The organism is Pseudomonas sp. JL23, assembly GCF_056933585.1.
Genome location: NZ_CM167795.1, coordinates 2,535,481 through 2,550,351, shown reverse-complemented (window position 1 = coordinate 2,550,351; position 14,871 = coordinate 2,535,481). Strand labels below are relative to the sequence as shown.

General features: G+C 61.9%; 11 protein-coding genes. 10 read left to right on the top strand and 1 reads right to left on the bottom strand.

From position 1 onward, the window contains the following. Window positions 1-122 precede the first annotated feature (122 nt). Both AC1Z24_RS11950 and AC1Z24_RS11945 read left to right on the top strand, forming a co-directional pair. On the top strand, window positions 123-1,706 hold the full coding sequence (locus AC1Z24_RS11950) for an aldehyde dehydrogenase (NADP(+)) (RefSeq protein ID WP_483745804.1): 1,584 nt from the start codon (window positions 123-125) through the stop codon (window positions 1,704-1,706). A 241-nt stretch (window positions 1,707-1,947) separates the two neighbouring features. Further along, window positions 1,948-2,670 (top strand): FadR/GntR family transcriptional regulator, encoded by a 723-nt coding sequence (locus AC1Z24_RS11945; RefSeq protein WP_483745803.1) that lies wholly within the window; start codon window positions 1,948-1,950, stop codon window positions 2,668-2,670. On the opposite strand, the gene AC1Z24_RS11940 is transcribed toward AC1Z24_RS11945, so the two are convergent. Beyond that, window positions 2,671-3,921, bottom strand: a complete 1,251-nt coding sequence (locus AC1Z24_RS11940; protein ID WP_483745802.1) for an MFS transporter — start codon at window positions 3,919-3,921, stop codon at window positions 2,671-2,673. It lies immediately after the preceding gene. A 273-nt stretch (window positions 3,922-4,194) separates the two neighbouring features. On the opposite strand from AC1Z24_RS11940, the gene AC1Z24_RS11935 reads away from it, so the two are divergent. The 8 genes from AC1Z24_RS11935 to AC1Z24_RS11900 all read left to right on the top strand — a co-directional run bounded on the left by AC1Z24_RS11935 (window position 4,195) and on the right by AC1Z24_RS11900 (window position 14,824). Then, the gene (locus tag AC1Z24_RS11935; RefSeq protein ID WP_483745801.1) at window positions 4,195-4,797 is read left to right on the top strand and encodes a BAR domain-containing protein; all 603 of its coding nucleotides are present in this window, start codon (window positions 4,195-4,197) and stop codon (window positions 4,795-4,797) included. A 302-nt stretch (window positions 4,798-5,099) separates the two neighbouring features. Next, entirely contained in the window at window positions 5,100-6,044 is a 945-nt protein-coding gene (locus AC1Z24_RS11930; RefSeq protein ID WP_483745800.1) for a VTT domain-containing protein, read from the top strand. A gap of 192 nt (window positions 6,045-6,236) precedes the next feature. Beyond that, on the top strand, window positions 6,237-7,232 hold the full coding sequence (locus AC1Z24_RS11925; protein WP_483745799.1) for an ABC transporter substrate-binding protein: 996 nt from the start codon (window positions 6,237-6,239) through the stop codon (window positions 7,230-7,232). Window positions 7,233-7,402: 170 nt separating this feature from the next. Beyond that, on the top strand, window positions 7,403-8,350 hold the full coding sequence (locus AC1Z24_RS11920) for a D-isomer specific 2-hydroxyacid dehydrogenase family protein (RefSeq protein ID WP_483745798.1): 948 nt from the start codon (window positions 7,403-7,405) through the stop codon (window positions 8,348-8,350). Window positions 8,351-8,442: 92 nt separating this feature from the next. After that, the gene (locus tag AC1Z24_RS11915) at window positions 8,443-10,575 is read left to right on the top strand and encodes a TonB-dependent receptor (protein WP_483745797.1); all 2,133 of its coding nucleotides are present in this window, start codon (window positions 8,443-8,445) and stop codon (window positions 10,573-10,575) included. Between the two features lie 436 nt (window positions 10,576-11,011). Then, window positions 11,012-11,536, top strand: coding sequence for an RNA polymerase sigma factor (locus tag AC1Z24_RS11910; protein ID WP_483745796.1), 525 nt, complete (start codon window positions 11,012-11,014; stop codon window positions 11,534-11,536). Next, complete coding sequence (locus AC1Z24_RS11905; protein WP_483745795.1) at window positions 11,533-12,378, top strand: FecR family protein; 846 nt, start codon at window positions 11,533-11,535, stop codon at window positions 12,376-12,378. Before AC1Z24_RS11910 ends, AC1Z24_RS11905 begins: the two co-directional genes overlap by 4 nt. 79 nt (window positions 12,379-12,457) lie before the next feature. Next, entirely contained in the window at window positions 12,458-14,824 is a 2,367-nt protein-coding gene (locus AC1Z24_RS11900; RefSeq protein WP_483745794.1) for a TonB-dependent siderophore receptor, read from the top strand. Window positions 14,825-14,871: the final 47 nt, after the last annotated feature.

The window sequence follows — 14,871 nt, the reverse complement described above, 5'->3', positions numbered from 1 at the left end:
CTGACTATCGAGTACCCGCGCTGCCTCACGCGCGACCATTGCAATTCGGCAACCCAGCATGAGCGTCTGTTGCACCGTTGCGTGCAACCGGCCCCACCGTCAAAAAACAACAGGAGATACCGATGCCTAACGTTCTCGGCCATAACTTCATCGCTGGCGCCCGCAGCGCCCTTGGCGAACCGCAACACAAAAGCCTCGACGCCACCACTGGCGAGGCCCTGCCTTACAGCTTCTACCAGGCCACCGACGCAGAAATCGATGCCGCTGCCCTGGCTGCCAAAAGCGCCTTTCCCGAATACCGCCAACTGAGCCCGGCTCGTCGCGCGGAATTCCTCGAAGCCATCGCCGACGAACTGGATGCCCTGGGCGACGATTTCGTTGCCGTGGTCTGCCAGGAAACCGCCCTGCCCGCCGCCCGTATCCAGGGTGAGCGCGGTCGTACCAGCGGCCAGATGCGTCTGTTCGCCAAAGTCCTGCGTCGCGGTGACTACCTCGGTGCACGCATCGACCTGGCCCTGCCGGATCGCAAGCCGCTGCCACGCGTCGACCTGCGTCAATACCGTATCGGCGTCGGCCCGGTTGCCGTGTTCGGCGCCAGCAACTTCCCGTTGGCCTTCTCCACTGCTGGCGGCGATACCGCTTCGGCACTGGCCGCCGGTTGCCCGGTGGTATTCAAGGCCCACAGCGGCCACATGGCCACTGCTGACCTGGTCGGCTGCGCCATCATCCGCGCGGCTGAACGCACCCAGATGCCAAAAGGCGTGTTCAACATGATCTTCGGCAGCGGCGTCGGCGAAGGCCTGGTCAAGCACCCGGCCATCCAGGCGGTCGGCTTCACCGGTTCCCTGAGCGGCGGCGATGCCCTGTGCAAAATGGCGTCGGAGCGTCCACAGCCGATTCCAGTCTTTGCCGAAATGTCCAGCATCAACCCGGTGGTCCTGCTGCCGCAAGCCCTGAGCAGCCGTGGCGATACCGTGGCCAAGGACCTGGCCGCTTCCGTGGTCATGGGTGCCGGTCAGTTCTGTACCAACCCGGGCGTCGTGATTGGCCTGCGCTCCCCGGCTTTCGCCGCGTTCCTTGAGCAGCTCAAGGAGCACATGGGTGGCCAGGCGCCGCAAACCATGCTCAATGCCGGTGGCCTGCGCAGCTACAGCAAGGGCGTCCAGCACCTGCTGTCGCACCCGGGCATCACCCACCTGGCGGGTAAACCGCAGGAAGGCAAACAGGCCCAGGCCCAGTTGTTCAAGGCCGATATCAGCCTGCTGCTCAACGGCGACGAACTGCTGCAGGAAGAAGTCTTCGGCCCGACCACGCTGGTCATCGAAGCCGCTGACGATGCCGAGCTGAAACAAGCCCTGCTGGCCCTGCGCGGTCAACTGACGGCCACCCTGATCGGCGAGCCGTCCGACCTGCAACAGTACAGCTGGCTGCTGCCACTGCTGGAAGAGAAAGTCGGCCGCATCCTGGTCAACGGCTACCCGACCGGTGTTGAAGTCTGCGAAGCCATGGTCCATGGCGGTCCATACCCGGCGACGTCCGACGCACGCGGTACTTCGGTGGGCACCCTGGCCATCGACCGCTTCCTGCGCCCGGTCTGCTACCAGAACCAACCGGACAGCCTGCTGCCCGCCGCGCTGCAAAACGCCAACCCGCTGGGCCTCAAGCGCCTGGTCAATGGCGAGTGGAGCGACCAGCCGATTGCGTAAGCACGGTTGATTGTTGCTGCATACGGAACGGCGTGACCTTGGGGTCGCGCCGTTTTCCGTTAGCACAGCCAAACCGATCGTCAATCAAAACAGGGCTTGTGTGGGACCGGCTTTAGCCGGGAAGGCGTCATGGCTGATCAAGAAAATGTATCGGTTGTCCTGACGTTTTCCCGGCTAAAGCCGGTCCCACAAATATCATTCAATTCAGATTCCGGTGAGTTTGTTTGATGGAGACAACACCATGAACGCGATACCCGCAGGCCGCCGCCCTTCCCGCAGCCTGGCGCAGATGCTGGTCGAGGAGCTGACCCGGCTGATCGAGGACGGCGCAATTGCCGTGGGGGAAAAACTGCCGCCGGAAAAGCTCATCACCGAGGAACACGGTGTCAGCCGTACCGTGGTGCGCGAGGCCATTTCCCAGTTGCAGTGCCTGGGTCTGGTGGAAACCCGCCATGGCATCGGCACCTTCGTGGTCGGGCAGATCGCCGCGCAGCCGCAGCCGCAAACCGATCGCACCCTGGGCGATGTACTGGCGGTGATCGAACTGCGCATGGCCGTGGAAGTGGACGCTGCCGGGCTGGCCGCCAGCCGCCGCAATGAGGGGCATCTGGCACGCATGGCCGCTGCCTTGGCGACGCTCGATAAAGCCGAGGTCAGCCGTGCCGAAGCGGTGGAGGCCGACTATGACTTCCATCAGCAGATCGCCCTGGCCACGGACAATCGCTACTTCGCCGATATCAACGAACACCTGGGCACCGAGCTGATTCCCCGGACCCGGCTCAATTCCGCCGCGCTGGGCAATACCGAACCCGGCGAATACAACGCGCGCCTGCGCCATGAACACCTGGCGATCTACCAGACCATTGCCAATAGCGACCCGGCCGGAGCCAAGGCCGCCATGCACACACACTTGAGCAATATCCGCGAGCGCCTGCGCCAGGCCTATCTGCAGCGTGAAGGCTGATTACAGCCGCGTGGTCACCACGCCACGACGCAGGGTCTGGCGCTGGATGATCACCACCAGCACGGCAGCAATCGCCGTCGTGGCGACCATTACGTAACCGATCGTCTCGAAGCCGAGCAATTTTCCGTCGCTGCCGAATGCGATCAGGTGCCCGGCCACCAGCGAGGCACAGCCCCCCGACAGTTGCTGCACCGCCGAGTTGAGGGCATTGAACGAGCCGCGCTGATTGGGCTCCGGCAGCGTGCTGATCAAGGCCTGGAACGGGATGATCCGCGAGAAGATGCCAAGGAACAGCAACACGTTGACCAGGATCAGCCACGGCAGAGTGGTCGTCTGCAAGTGGGTGTAGATCAGCACCATGATGATGGTCATCACGCAACCGCCCAGAAACACCGGGACCTTGCCCAGGCTGTCTGCGGCCTTGCCCACCAGCGGCCCGACGAAAATCGTGCCCAGGCCGGTGACCAGGTAGATGGTCGGCAGATGGCTGGCGTCGATCCCCAGGTTATTGATGACGAAGGCGCTGCTGAACGGCATGAGCATGTAGCCGCCGGTCGTCAGCAAGGCCATGGCGGCGAAGGCCGTCAGATAGCGGACCTCGGTGACGGTATGCAGCAGATGCATGAACGGGCTGCGCTCCTGGGGCAGCTTGAGGTGCTCGTTGACCGGTTTGAGGAACAGGATGATCACCAGTGCGCCGATACCGCCAATCACCACCAGAGCGAGGAACGCCGAGTGCCAGCCCCAGTGGTTCGACAGGTATAAGCCAAATGGCAGGCCCAGCACCTGGCTGGCGGCAAAGGCGGTCTGAATAAAGCCCATGACCCGCCCGCGCAGTTGCGGGCTGAACAGGTCGGCTGCGATCGCCAGGACAATCGAGCCGATCACCCCGGCGAAAATCCCGGTGACCATGCGCGCCAGCAACAGCGCCTCGAAACTCCCGGCCAGGCCGCACCACAGCGTGCCGACGATAAAGCCACCGTAGAAAAACAGCAGCAGCTTCTTGCGGTCGAAACGGTCGGCGAAGCCGGCGGTCAGCAGCCCGGACAATCCGGCGCTGAAGGCGTAGGCCGAGACGATCATGCCGAACTGGCTCGGCGAAATATCCAGCGCCGGCATGATCAGCGCGCCCAGGGGCGACATGATCATGAAGTCGAGAATGACCGCGAACTGCAGGAAGGCCAGCAGGCCGGTGACGAACTTTTGATAGCGACTGAATTGTGTCGCGGGGATTTCGTTGGGAGCAGTCATCGCAGTCCACTGGAGTTGATCATCAAGGCGGGCTGCAATATGCCATAACCCATCACTGCGGTGGGATCCAATCAACCGGCCTCGATGAACCTGCCGTTATAAACCCGCCTTTATAAACCAAGGTATAGGCCCTGCACCCCCATGTACAAGTGACGCTCCTTGGGCACCGGTTTACTGTTCAGTCGCTCCTGTCGAAACAAGTCCGCCGCCCCCCGAGTGAGGGGTTTGGGACGCCAGACAGGCTCAACACTGTCTGTAATCAGGAGTTCTCACATGATGCCTTTGACCCGCCGTTTTTCTGATCTGCCACTGGATCTCGCCCTGCCCGGTCATGTCAACGACGAAGCCAGGGCCGCCCTGGCGCAACTGCTGGCCGAGCAGTTGCACGTCAGCGCCGAACTGCTCGCGGTGATCCAGCAGGTGCGCTGGAAGTTGCGGGCCATGACCTACAGCGCGGTCAAGGCACTGTTCGAAAACCTTGATCGCAGCGGCCAGGATTTTCTGCGTCTGGTCAGCCAGCGCCTGTCGCACCTGGACCGCAAGGCCGCCAACTCGGTACTGGTCGCCCATACCTTCGACGACGTCGGCTTCAGTGACTGCTTTGCCGCCCTGCATGAGCGCAGTCGCAGCCTGAGCCAGCTGATCGTCAGAACTCAGCAGCGGTTGGACCAGGCCTTCGATAGCGCCGACTACGCCACGGTCAATCTACTCAGTGAAATCGTCTACCGCGCCGGTCAGTTGCTGGCGCTGGTGGAGATGAATATACCGGCGGGCAGCCCGAAAGCACGGCGCGCCGCCACCTCTCGCCACACCCTTGCCGCTTCGGAAGTCTGGCCGCTTGGCCCCTCTTTCGAGGCGGGAATGATCTTCATGTAAGAACCTGCTGTAACCATTGTAATGCCCTCCCTTGGCGCCCTTCACGGGCGCCTTTTTTATCTGCGCCGCTTTTTCTGAGCAACTGAATCAAAACCATTTTTGTGGGACCGGCTTTAGCCGGGAAGAGGATATGGCAGGCGATAGAAATGTATCGATCGTACCTGCTTTTTCCCGGCTAAAGCCGGTCCCACATTGATGCTGTGTTGGCTGCGCGGCCGCGCGTTGTCAGCGATATGGATCATTTCAATATCCGGCACACACGGCATAATGCACCACGCCGTCTGTCCGCCCGAGAACCGCCTATGAACGATCTTCAGCAACTGAGCGAAAGCCACGGCATGCTCCTGGTATTCCTGAATGTGCTGCTGGAGCAGCTCGGCCTGCCGATCCCGGCGTGGCCAACGCTGATCGTTGCCGGTGCCCTGGCCATGCAGAATCCGCCGTTGCTGGGCGCCAGTGTGGTGTTGGCGATGCTGGCCTGTGTGATCGCCGATCTGGCCTGGTACTTCGCGGGCCAGCGCTACGGCGGGGCGCTGCTGCGGACCATTTGCAAGATCTCCCTGTCCCAGGACACCTGTGTGCGCCAGGGCCTGAACCTGTATGGCCGGATCGGCCCGCGCGCCCTGCTGGTGTCCAAGTTCCTGCCGGGGGCCGGGGCTTTGGTCACCACTGTGGCCGGTATCAGTGGCACGCCGCTGCCTGTGTTCTTTCGTTACTCCCTCGCCGGTTCCTTTATCTGGGCCGGTTCCGCGCTGCTGATCGGCCAGTTGTTCGCCGACGCCCTGACCGCCGTGCTCGACCTGCTGGCCCGCTACGCCGTGCTTGCCGGTATCGGCATCGCGGCAGCCCTGGCCCTGTTCATCGCCTGGAAATACTTCAAGCGTGTGCAACTGCTGCGCCGCACGGCCCGCGTGCCGCGGATCAGCGTTGATGAGTTGCGCGCCCTGCAGGACGGCGAAAATACCCTGCCGGTAATCCTCGACGTGCGCCCCAGCTTCAACGGTGGCGTACAAGGCATCCCCGGTGCGATCAATGTCAGTCTGGAAGATCCTCTTGATGATCTGGTGCTGCGCCTTGGCGATGCCGACATCGTCATTTATTGCGCCTGCCCCCACGAGTTGTCGGCGGCGCTGCTGGCCGAGAAACTGGGCAAGCATGGGGTGACGCGGATCCAGGCCCTCACCGGCGGGCTGGACGCCTGGCGTCTGGCCAACGAGTGGTTACCCGAAGAAGATGCACAGTTTTAATATTATCGACCTATAAAATCAGCCGATTACATAATTAACATATAACCAAAAAGACTTTCACAGCCTTTTCTTATAGATATAAATTCACTTCCAGACCCACCCCTTGCCAGGCGGAGGCTAATTTTCCGGGGGTGGCGACGTGTTCGCTCGGTTCAGCCGCCCCTTTGTCGGTCGCCCTGAAAGAGCCTTGCCATGACTGCACACCCCTTCAATCGCCGCGACTTTCTGCGCGCCAGCTCCGTCGCCCTGGGCGTCGCCGGGCTGTCTTCGATGGCTCCCGCCTCGCTGTTCGCCGCCGAACCCTCGCTGTCCGGCCTGACCCTGGGCGTCGCCACCTACAAGGGCCAGGACTCCTACTTCACCAGCGACGCAGGGACTGACAAGACCCCATACAAAGTCGACTACGCCGAATTCGCCGGCGGCAACCTGATCGTCGAAGCCCTCGCCTCGGGCAGTCTGGATGTCGGCGGCATGAGCGAGATCCCGCCGATCTTTTCGATCCAGAGTCATCGTGAACCCAAGCTGATCGCAGTGTTGCAAGGCGATGTGAACAATCAGGTGATCCTGATCCCCAAGGAGTCCACCCTCGAATCGATACAGCAATTGCGCGGCAAGCGCGTCGGCTATGTGCGCTCGACCACTGCCCATTACTTCCTGATCAAGGCCCTCAAGGAACAGGGCTTGACCATGAACGACATTACCCCGGTGGCCCTGACCCCGCAGGACGGTTTCACCGCCTTTCAAAGCGGCCAGCTGGATGCCTGGGTGATCTACGGCGTGTTCATTCAATTGGCGAAATTCCGCAGTGGCGCCCGAGTCCTGAAGACCGCCCTGGGTTATCTGTCCGGTAACTACCTGATCGCCGCTCGCCCTGCTGCATTGGAAGACCCGCTGCGTAAACGGGCGATTCAGGACTACCTGCAGCGCCAGGCTCGCACCTTCGACTGGATCAACGACAACCCCGAGCCCTGGGCGGCCAAATCGGCGAAATTGCTTGGCGTGGACAAGGAAGTGTTCCTCGACGTCTACCGCAATCGCAGCCAGCCCTACCGGATGCTGCCGGTCAGTGCCGAGGCGATCGCTTCGCAGCAGGAAGTCGCCGACCTGTTCTTCGAGGCGGGCGTGTTGAGCCAGCGCCTGGATGTCAGTCCGCTGTGGGACCGGCAGTTTCAGTTGTTGTCGGCCTGACACCAAAAAAAAAGCGTCCTGATCTCATCAATTAAAAAGGCTTTTCTGTGGGACCGGCTTTAGCCGGGAAGACCATCTGGCGGGCGCTAAAGATATATCGATCATGCCTGCGCCTTCCCGGCTAAAGCCGGTCCCACCTGAATCTATGGCCTCAATTATGGAATACACCCATGCCCCAACTCGTTATCGCCAGCCAACTGGCCCCGGACTTCAATGAAGTCATTCGCCAACGTCGCCCGGATATTCGCCTGATCGACATCCCCGCCGGTACGCCCACCGGGTTGCCGCCAGAAGTGCAGGTACTGCTGGCCCGGCCAATCAATGTGCGCGGTTATACAGCCCCGGACACACCGCCTGAGGGCTGGCCCTACAGCCTGCGCTGGATTCATGTGGTCTCCTCGGGCATCGATTTCTACCCCGGCTGGTTTCTGCGCGGGCCGCAACTGACCACCTCCAAGGGCAATGCCGCCGAGAATCTGGCCGAGTTCGCCCTGGCGCTGATCTTCGCCGAAGCCAAGCGCCTGCCGCAGATCTGGGTGCATGACGCGCAATGGCAGTTCACGCCGCTGGCGCCGGTCAAGGGCAGCACCCTGGGCATTCTCGGTTTCGGTGCCATTGGTCAGAGCCTGGCGCAGAAGGCTCGCGTTCTGGGCATTCGGGTCATCGCCCTGCGCCGTAACGCTGCGCCGCTTGGCGTGGACGGTGTGGAGGCGGCGCGGGATATCCATGAGCTATTCGCCGAATCCGATCACTTGGTAGTGGCCGCCCCCTTGACCGACGAGACCCGCCACCTGATCAACCGCGACGTATTGGGCAGCGCCAGGCCCGGCCTGCATCTGATCAATATTGCCCGCGGCGGCCTGCTTGATCAGCAGGCGCTGTTGGAAGCCCTGGACGACGGGCGCATCGGCCTGGCATCGCTGGATGTTACCGACCCGGAACCGCTGCCCGACGGCCACCCCCTGTACCACCACCCCAAGGTGCGCCTGTCACCCCATACCTCGGCCATCTCGACCCGTAGCCGCGAGGATATCGCCGACACCTTTATCGCCAACCTCGAGCGCTACCTGGCCGAACAACCACTGAATAACGTCGCGGATATCCACCGCGGTTACTGAAGATTCCACTGCAACAGCGTCCGACCCCGCACCCGGTGGAGGCACCCCAACAACTGGAAACACTGCCCCCCTTCACCTATGCGAGCACACCCATGACGCCACATTTTCCGTTGAACCGCCTGGCCCTGGCGCTGCTGGCCGGCACCCTTGGTCAGCAGGCCCTGGCCGATGAACCGGGCAAGGACGGCACCCTGTCCGTGGTCACGGTCACCGCCGAGCACCGCAGCGAAGACCTGCAAAAGACCCCGGTGGCGATCTCTGCCTTCGATGAGAAAGCCCTGGAAGACAAACAGATCAAGAACGTGCGCGATATCGCCGGGCAGGTGCCCAACCTGACCCTGCCGCGCCAGTCGATCTCCTACAGCGCCCAGACCTACGGCATTCGTGGCATCGGCGAGACCGACCCGATCCAGGAGTCGGCCGTGGCGGTGTATGCCGATGACCTGTATATCCCCCGGGCGATTTCCTCGATGCTCGACTTCAACGATGTCGAGCGCGTCGAAGTGCTGCGCGGTCCCCAAGGCACCCTGTATGGCCGCAACAGCAGCGCCGGGGCGATCCGCGTGATCACCCGCGACCCGACGCAGGAGACCCATGGTTTCTTCGAACTCGGCGCCGGTAATTACAATGCCGCCAATGGCCGTCTGCTGATCAGCGGGCCCTTGATCGACAACACCCTGTTCGGCAGTTTCTCGGCGACCCGCTTGACCCGGGACGGCACGGTGTCGGACCCGACGCGGCACTCGGACGTCAACAATATCGATATCCAGTCCTACCGCGGCAAGCTGCGCTTCAAACCCGACGACTCGCCCTGGGACATCCAGCTGACCCTGGCCAGCACCTTCGATCGCGGCGATACCACCAGCTATTCACCGTTCGATGCCAGCGGCCATTTCGACAAGTTCAAGAGCTACAGCAGCCTCAATCCCAAGAACCGCCTGGACCAGGGCAGCTCGGTGCTGCGGGCGATCTATGCCATCGACGACCACCTGAGCTTCAAGTCAGTGACGGCGTACTCGGCCTTCCATCAGCCGGTCAATTACGACAACTCGGGCCAGGCCGCGCTGATCCAGCAGAACCTGATCCTCTATAAGCAGAATTACGCGACCCAGGAATTCCAGCTCAACGGCGACTACGACAAGTTCAGCTTCACCACCGGCCTGCACCTGTACCGCGAGAAGTTCGACGCCGACCGCGACAACCTCACCTACTCCATCGCACAGAAGCGGGTGATCGGCCAGGGCCAGTACAGCACCACCCAGACCGAGAGCTATGCCCTGTACGGTCAGGGCAGCTATCACCTGACCTCACAACTGTCGCTGATTGCCGGGCTGCGCTATACCCGCGAGCACAAGAATTTCGACTTCGCCAACTACGGCATCACCACCACGCGGCAGATCACCGGCACCAACTTCACCGCCGACGACAGCCATTCCTGGCAATCCACCAGCCCGAAAATCGGTTTCGAATACGCCTGGACTCCACACCTGAACCAGTACGGTTACGTGGCCAAGGGCTTCAAGGCCGGCGGCTACGACAACCGCGCGCCGACCCAGGCCGCCGCCGAGCAGGCGTTCTCGCCGGAAGACGTCACCACTTATGAAACCGGCTTCAAGGGCGACTTTTTCAACAACCGCCTGCGCGCCAACGTGGCGTTCTTCTACAACAACTACAAAGATCTGCAGACCAACGCTTACGAGCCATCACTGGGCGTCAACCTGCGCACCAACGTCGGCCGCGCCCATACCTACGGCGTCGAACTGGAAACCCTCAGCGCCCTCACCGACGACCTGCAACTGAGCGCCAACGTCGGCTACCTGCAAAGCCAGTACGACGACTTCCAGAACGCCAGCGGGCCGGGGGTCGATGCCGATGGTAAGCAACTGGTCCTGTCGCCGCGCTGGAACGCCAGCGTCGGCCTCAACTACACCGTTCCGGCGGGCATACCGGGCACCGTGCTGGTGGGCACGGATGCGCAGTTCCAGACCAAGTCCTACGCCAATGCGCTGAACGACGACATTCAGGAAGTGCCGACCCAGACCTTCTGGAATGCCCACACCAGCTACATCACCCCGGACGGCCACTGGACCACCACTCTGGCGGTGAAAAACCTCCTCGACCGCGCCTATCCGCAGTCGGTGGGTTATATCCCGTCCAGTGGCCAGCGCTATTACTCGATCAATGATCCACGCACGTTGCTGCTGACGGTGCGGTACGACCTCTGATACTCAGGCGAATAAAGAGCTTTGTGGGACCGGCTTTAGCCGGGAAAGGGGCCAGTGTATTCGATGGATACTCATCGCCTGTTCCAACGCCTTCCCGGCTAAAGCCGGTCCCACAGTCCAGTGTCCGGAGCACATCAGTGCTGCGCCAAGCTTTACTGGGTTGATTGCGACAGATGCACTTCAAAATATCTGATCATTTTTTGATCACCCCCCTCCAGACCGCCCATTGACTGGCATACCTAGAGTTATCCACAGACATACCCCCGGTTTAGGTGGACAACTTTCCCGTGAATTCAAGCGTTTAGCCATGACCGACCGGTCACTCGGGCAACACAGGGGGAAGCAGTGATTACAGCTGGATGAAATGGCAGAAGGCTATGAATGAAAAGACTTCTCATTTATATTCAGCAGTGTTTCAGCCTGTTTCGAGTTCACTGTGCCGTTCGATCCCGTCAAGCCATCCCTGCTCAACACCTTGGTTCGTCACTATGACGAGCTGGTGGACCGTGTGCGCCGGCGTTTTGGTGACCGCGGTTTTGCCCATGAAGTGGTGCACGACGTCTGCGTGCAACTGCTGGAAAAACGCGATAAGGACGGCGTGCACTCGCCCCTGGCCCTGCTGCACAAGATTTCCCATGACCAGGCCGTAAGTCGTTATCGCAGTGAAAAACGTCGGCAGTCGTGGATCGTTACCCTGCCGGAGCTGCCGGACACGATCTGTGAAAGCCCTTCGCCACAGCGCTGCTGCGAAACCACCCGGGAACTGGAACACCTGGCCCAGGCCATCGCTCAGTTGCCGACGCGCTGCCAGATGGTTTTCGTCATGCACAAGGTCCACGAGATACCTCAGGCCGAAGTCGCCACCCAAATGGGTGTGTCACTCAAGACGGTGGAAAAGCATCTGCGCCTGGGCATGGCCGCCTGCCGTGACTACCTTGCACGTCTGGAGACGCAGCCATGAGTCCGACGCCTGCTCCAGAGCAGCCGCTGTCCCGGGAAGACGAAGCCCTGCTGCGCCATCGCGAAGAACTGCGCAAACGCTTCCCCCTGCCCACACCCAAGCCCCGCAAACCGCGCAAGGCAGCAGGCGCGGCGGCGTTGCTGATTTTTCTCGGCGCCGGACTGGCCTGGCTTGACCCGGCCTATCGCAGCGAAACCTACAGCACGGCCATCGGCCAACACCTCAGCAGCCAACTGGCCGACGGCAGTCGCCTGACTCTGGACAGCAACACCCGCGTCGACGTCGAGTGGCATGTGCGTTCGCGACGGGTTGTGCTGCACAGCGGCCAGGCGTTGTTCGATGTCTCGCGCACGCTGCTGCGGCCATTCGAAGTCGAGGCCGGAACAACCCGGATCAAGGTCCTCGGCACCCTGTTTGGCGTGCGCCATCTGGACGATAGCGTGCGCGTGACCCTGGCCAGGGGCAACGTCAGTGTCAGCTCGACTCTGCCCGGCGAAGCGCCACAGCAATTGATTCCCGGCCAGCAACTCGAGGCCAGACAGGGTCATCTACTCACGCCTGCGACGGTGGATGTCGAGGCGGTGCTGGCCTGGAAAGACAACCGACTGGTCTTCGAACGCACGCCCCTGGGCGAAGCGCTGGCGGTGATCCAGCGCTATCGCCAGGCACCGATCCGCCTGGATGACCCGAACCTGACCAACCTGCCGATCAGCGGCACGTTCGACAGCAGCAACGTGGAAAACCTGCTCGCTTTGCTGCCGAGCATTCTGCCCCTGAGCCTTGCCAGCGACGCCGATGGCACCCTGCATGTACGGCGTAAAAACACCGCCTTGAAAAAATAATTGCGCAACCAGGTAGGGTTGCGCGGGCTTCATGACGGCTGTCTGTACATAGCCCACGTTATTCAAGGAAGTGCCTTACATGAAACAGCCTTTGCGCCTCAGCCGTCGGCGCCTGCCGTTGTCCCTGCTTGCCAGCAGCCTGCTGCTCGCGTTGTCCGGCCTGGTGCAAGCCCAGGAGCGGGTCGCCATCGACCTGCCCGGCAGCTCGCTGGACAAGGCCCTCAACGCACTGGCCCGGCAATCGTCGGTGCAGATCATCTTCGCCAGCGATATCACCAGCGGCAAGAGCGCCCCGGCGCTCAAAGGCAGCTTTACCGCGCAGGAAGCCCTCGATCGCCTGCTCGACCACAGCGGTCTGCAACCCCAGGCCCGGGATGAGCACACCTTTATCATCGTCCCGGCCGGAACCGCTTCGGCATCGACGCTGATAACGCCCGCTGCCGTGATCGCCCCTACCGATATCGCGCCCATGGTCATCCGTGGTGATGTACTGGGTAACGCCAGTAATCCCGAGGTTCTCAGCTACTCCGGCAGCCGTAGCGTGATTGATGCCACAGACTTGCACAAAGCCAGTACCCGTGGCGTCGACGAAGCCCTGCAACACGTGCCCGGGGTGAAGATCTTCGATGAAACCGGCACCGGCGCCCTGCCGCAGATTGCCGTGCGCGGTCTCTACGAGAGCCGTAGCGGACGCATCCAGGCGCTGTCCGATGGCATCCCCCTGGCCCTGGCGCCCTATGGCCAGACCGGCCTGTCGTTGTTTCCGGTGACCATGGCCACGGTGGACCGGGTCGATATCGTCCGCGGTGGCGCCGCCGTGCAGTACGGCCCGAACAACGTCGGCGGGGTGATCAATTTCATCAGCAAGCCGATCCCCCGCGAGCTGCAAACCACCCTGCAGGAGCGCACCACCTTCAATGCCGGCGGCCGACAACTGTGGGATTCCTACGTCGGCACGGGCGGCTACCTGACCGATAATTTCGGCCTGCAGCTGGACCTCAATACCATCACCGGCGAAGCCGGGCGCGAACACTCCGACACCGATATCCAGAACTACCGCCTGCGCGGCCAGTGGAATATCGATGACGACCGCGACCTGAGTTTCGGCGTCCAGCATTACAAGGCCGACATGGACCTGGCCGGCGCCCTCAGCGTCAAGGACTACAAGCACGACCCACGGCAATCGACGCGCCCCATCGACCGCTTCGAAGGCGACACCGACCGCGTCTGGGGCACCTACACCCAGCGCCTCGGCGCCATGGGGCCGTTCGATTCGGTGGAGTTCAGCTGGACCAACTTCGCCCACAAGAGCTACCGCAACTTCGTCGTCGGCCTGCCCTTCACCCCGGATGGCAAGGCGGCGACCAAGCAGGATGGGCCACGGGACTTCCGCGTCTGGGGCAGCGAGCCACGCCTGAGCATGAGCATTGATGGCGATGAGGTCAGCCAGACCTGGCTGCTGGGTGCGCGCTATGTCAGCGAGGATATCGACTACAAAGTCGATCGCCAGAGCCTGACCAGCGGTGTGACGGCGCCCTTGCGTAACTGGAAATTCGACGACGACGCCAAGGCCTTTTATCTGAGTAACGCCATCGGCCTGCTCGACCACAAGCTGACCATCACCCCCGGCGTACGTTATGAAAACGCACGCATGGACTACAACGACGGTATCACCGGTTTCCAGAACCAGAACAAGTCTGAAGAATGGCTGCCCGGCCTGACCGTCGGCTATCAGGCCAACGACGCCTGGTATGTCTACGCCAACGCACAGAAATCACTGCGTCCGCCGCAGGTCACGCAGATCGTCAAGGAAGGCTCGGTGGGCGCTGAACTGGCCTGGAACTACGAGACTGGCGTGCGCTACACCCCGTGGGACGGCATGCGTGTGGATTTGGGCCTGTACCGCATCGATTTCGATGACCAGATCGTCTACAACGCCACCACCGACCGCTATGTGAACCTGGGCAGCACCCGCCATCAGGGCATCGAAACTGAAGTGTTCTGGACCCCGCAAGCGATGCGCAATCTCGACCTGCACGCCAGCTACGCCTACCTCGACGCCAGACAGCGCAACGGTGACTTCAAGGGTAACGAAGTGCCATTCGCCTCGCGCAATCAGTTGAATGTCGAGGGCCGCTACCGCTTTGCCGAGCACTGGACCTACAGCCTCGATGGCCTGTATGTCAGCAGCGCCTATACCGATGCCGCCAATAGTGGCGCCGAAGACGCTAGCGCTTCGGTGGGCAAACTGCCCGCGTACTGGCTGTGGAATACCGCGCTGGAGCGTGAGTTCAAGTTGCAGGACAAGAGCGTGCTGACCGCCTCGGCGGGGATCAGCAACCTGTTCAACCGCGAGTACTACTTCCGTGGCATCGACACCAGCCCCTGGGGCCGCCAGCCTGCGCCGCAGCGGTCGTTGACCCTGGGGGTCAATTACCGGTTCTGATCCGAGACAGTGGGGGCAATTGTGGGACCGGCTTTAGCCGGGAAAGC

Coding starts and splice junctions, on each gene's coding strand:
- AC1Z24_RS11950 (WP_483745804.1), top strand. CDS start 123: ATGCCTAACGTTCTCGGCCATAACTTCATCGCTGGCGCCCGCAGCGCC.
- AC1Z24_RS11945 (WP_483745803.1), top strand. CDS start 1,948: ATGAACGCGATACCCGCAGGCCGCCGCCCTTCCCGCAGCCTGGCGCAG.
- AC1Z24_RS11940 (WP_483745802.1), bottom strand. CDS start 3,921: ATGACTGCTCCCAACGAAATCCCCGCGACACAATTCAGTCGCTATCAA.
- AC1Z24_RS11935 (WP_483745801.1), top strand. CDS start 4,195: ATGATGCCTTTGACCCGCCGTTTTTCTGATCTGCCACTGGATCTCGCC.
- AC1Z24_RS11930 (WP_483745800.1), top strand. CDS start 5,100: ATGAACGATCTTCAGCAACTGAGCGAAAGCCACGGCATGCTCCTGGTA.
- AC1Z24_RS11925 (WP_483745799.1), top strand. CDS start 6,237: ATGACTGCACACCCCTTCAATCGCCGCGACTTTCTGCGCGCCAGCTCC.
- AC1Z24_RS11920 (WP_483745798.1), top strand. CDS start 7,403: ATGCCCCAACTCGTTATCGCCAGCCAACTGGCCCCGGACTTCAATGAA.
- AC1Z24_RS11915 (WP_483745797.1), top strand. CDS start 8,443: ATGACGCCACATTTTCCGTTGAACCGCCTGGCCCTGGCGCTGCTGGCC.
- AC1Z24_RS11905 (WP_483745795.1), top strand. CDS start 11,533: ATGAGTCCGACGCCTGCTCCAGAGCAGCCGCTGTCCCGGGAAGACGAA.
- AC1Z24_RS11900 (WP_483745794.1), top strand. CDS start 12,458: ATGAAACAGCCTTTGCGCCTCAGCCGTCGGCGCCTGCCGTTGTCCCTG.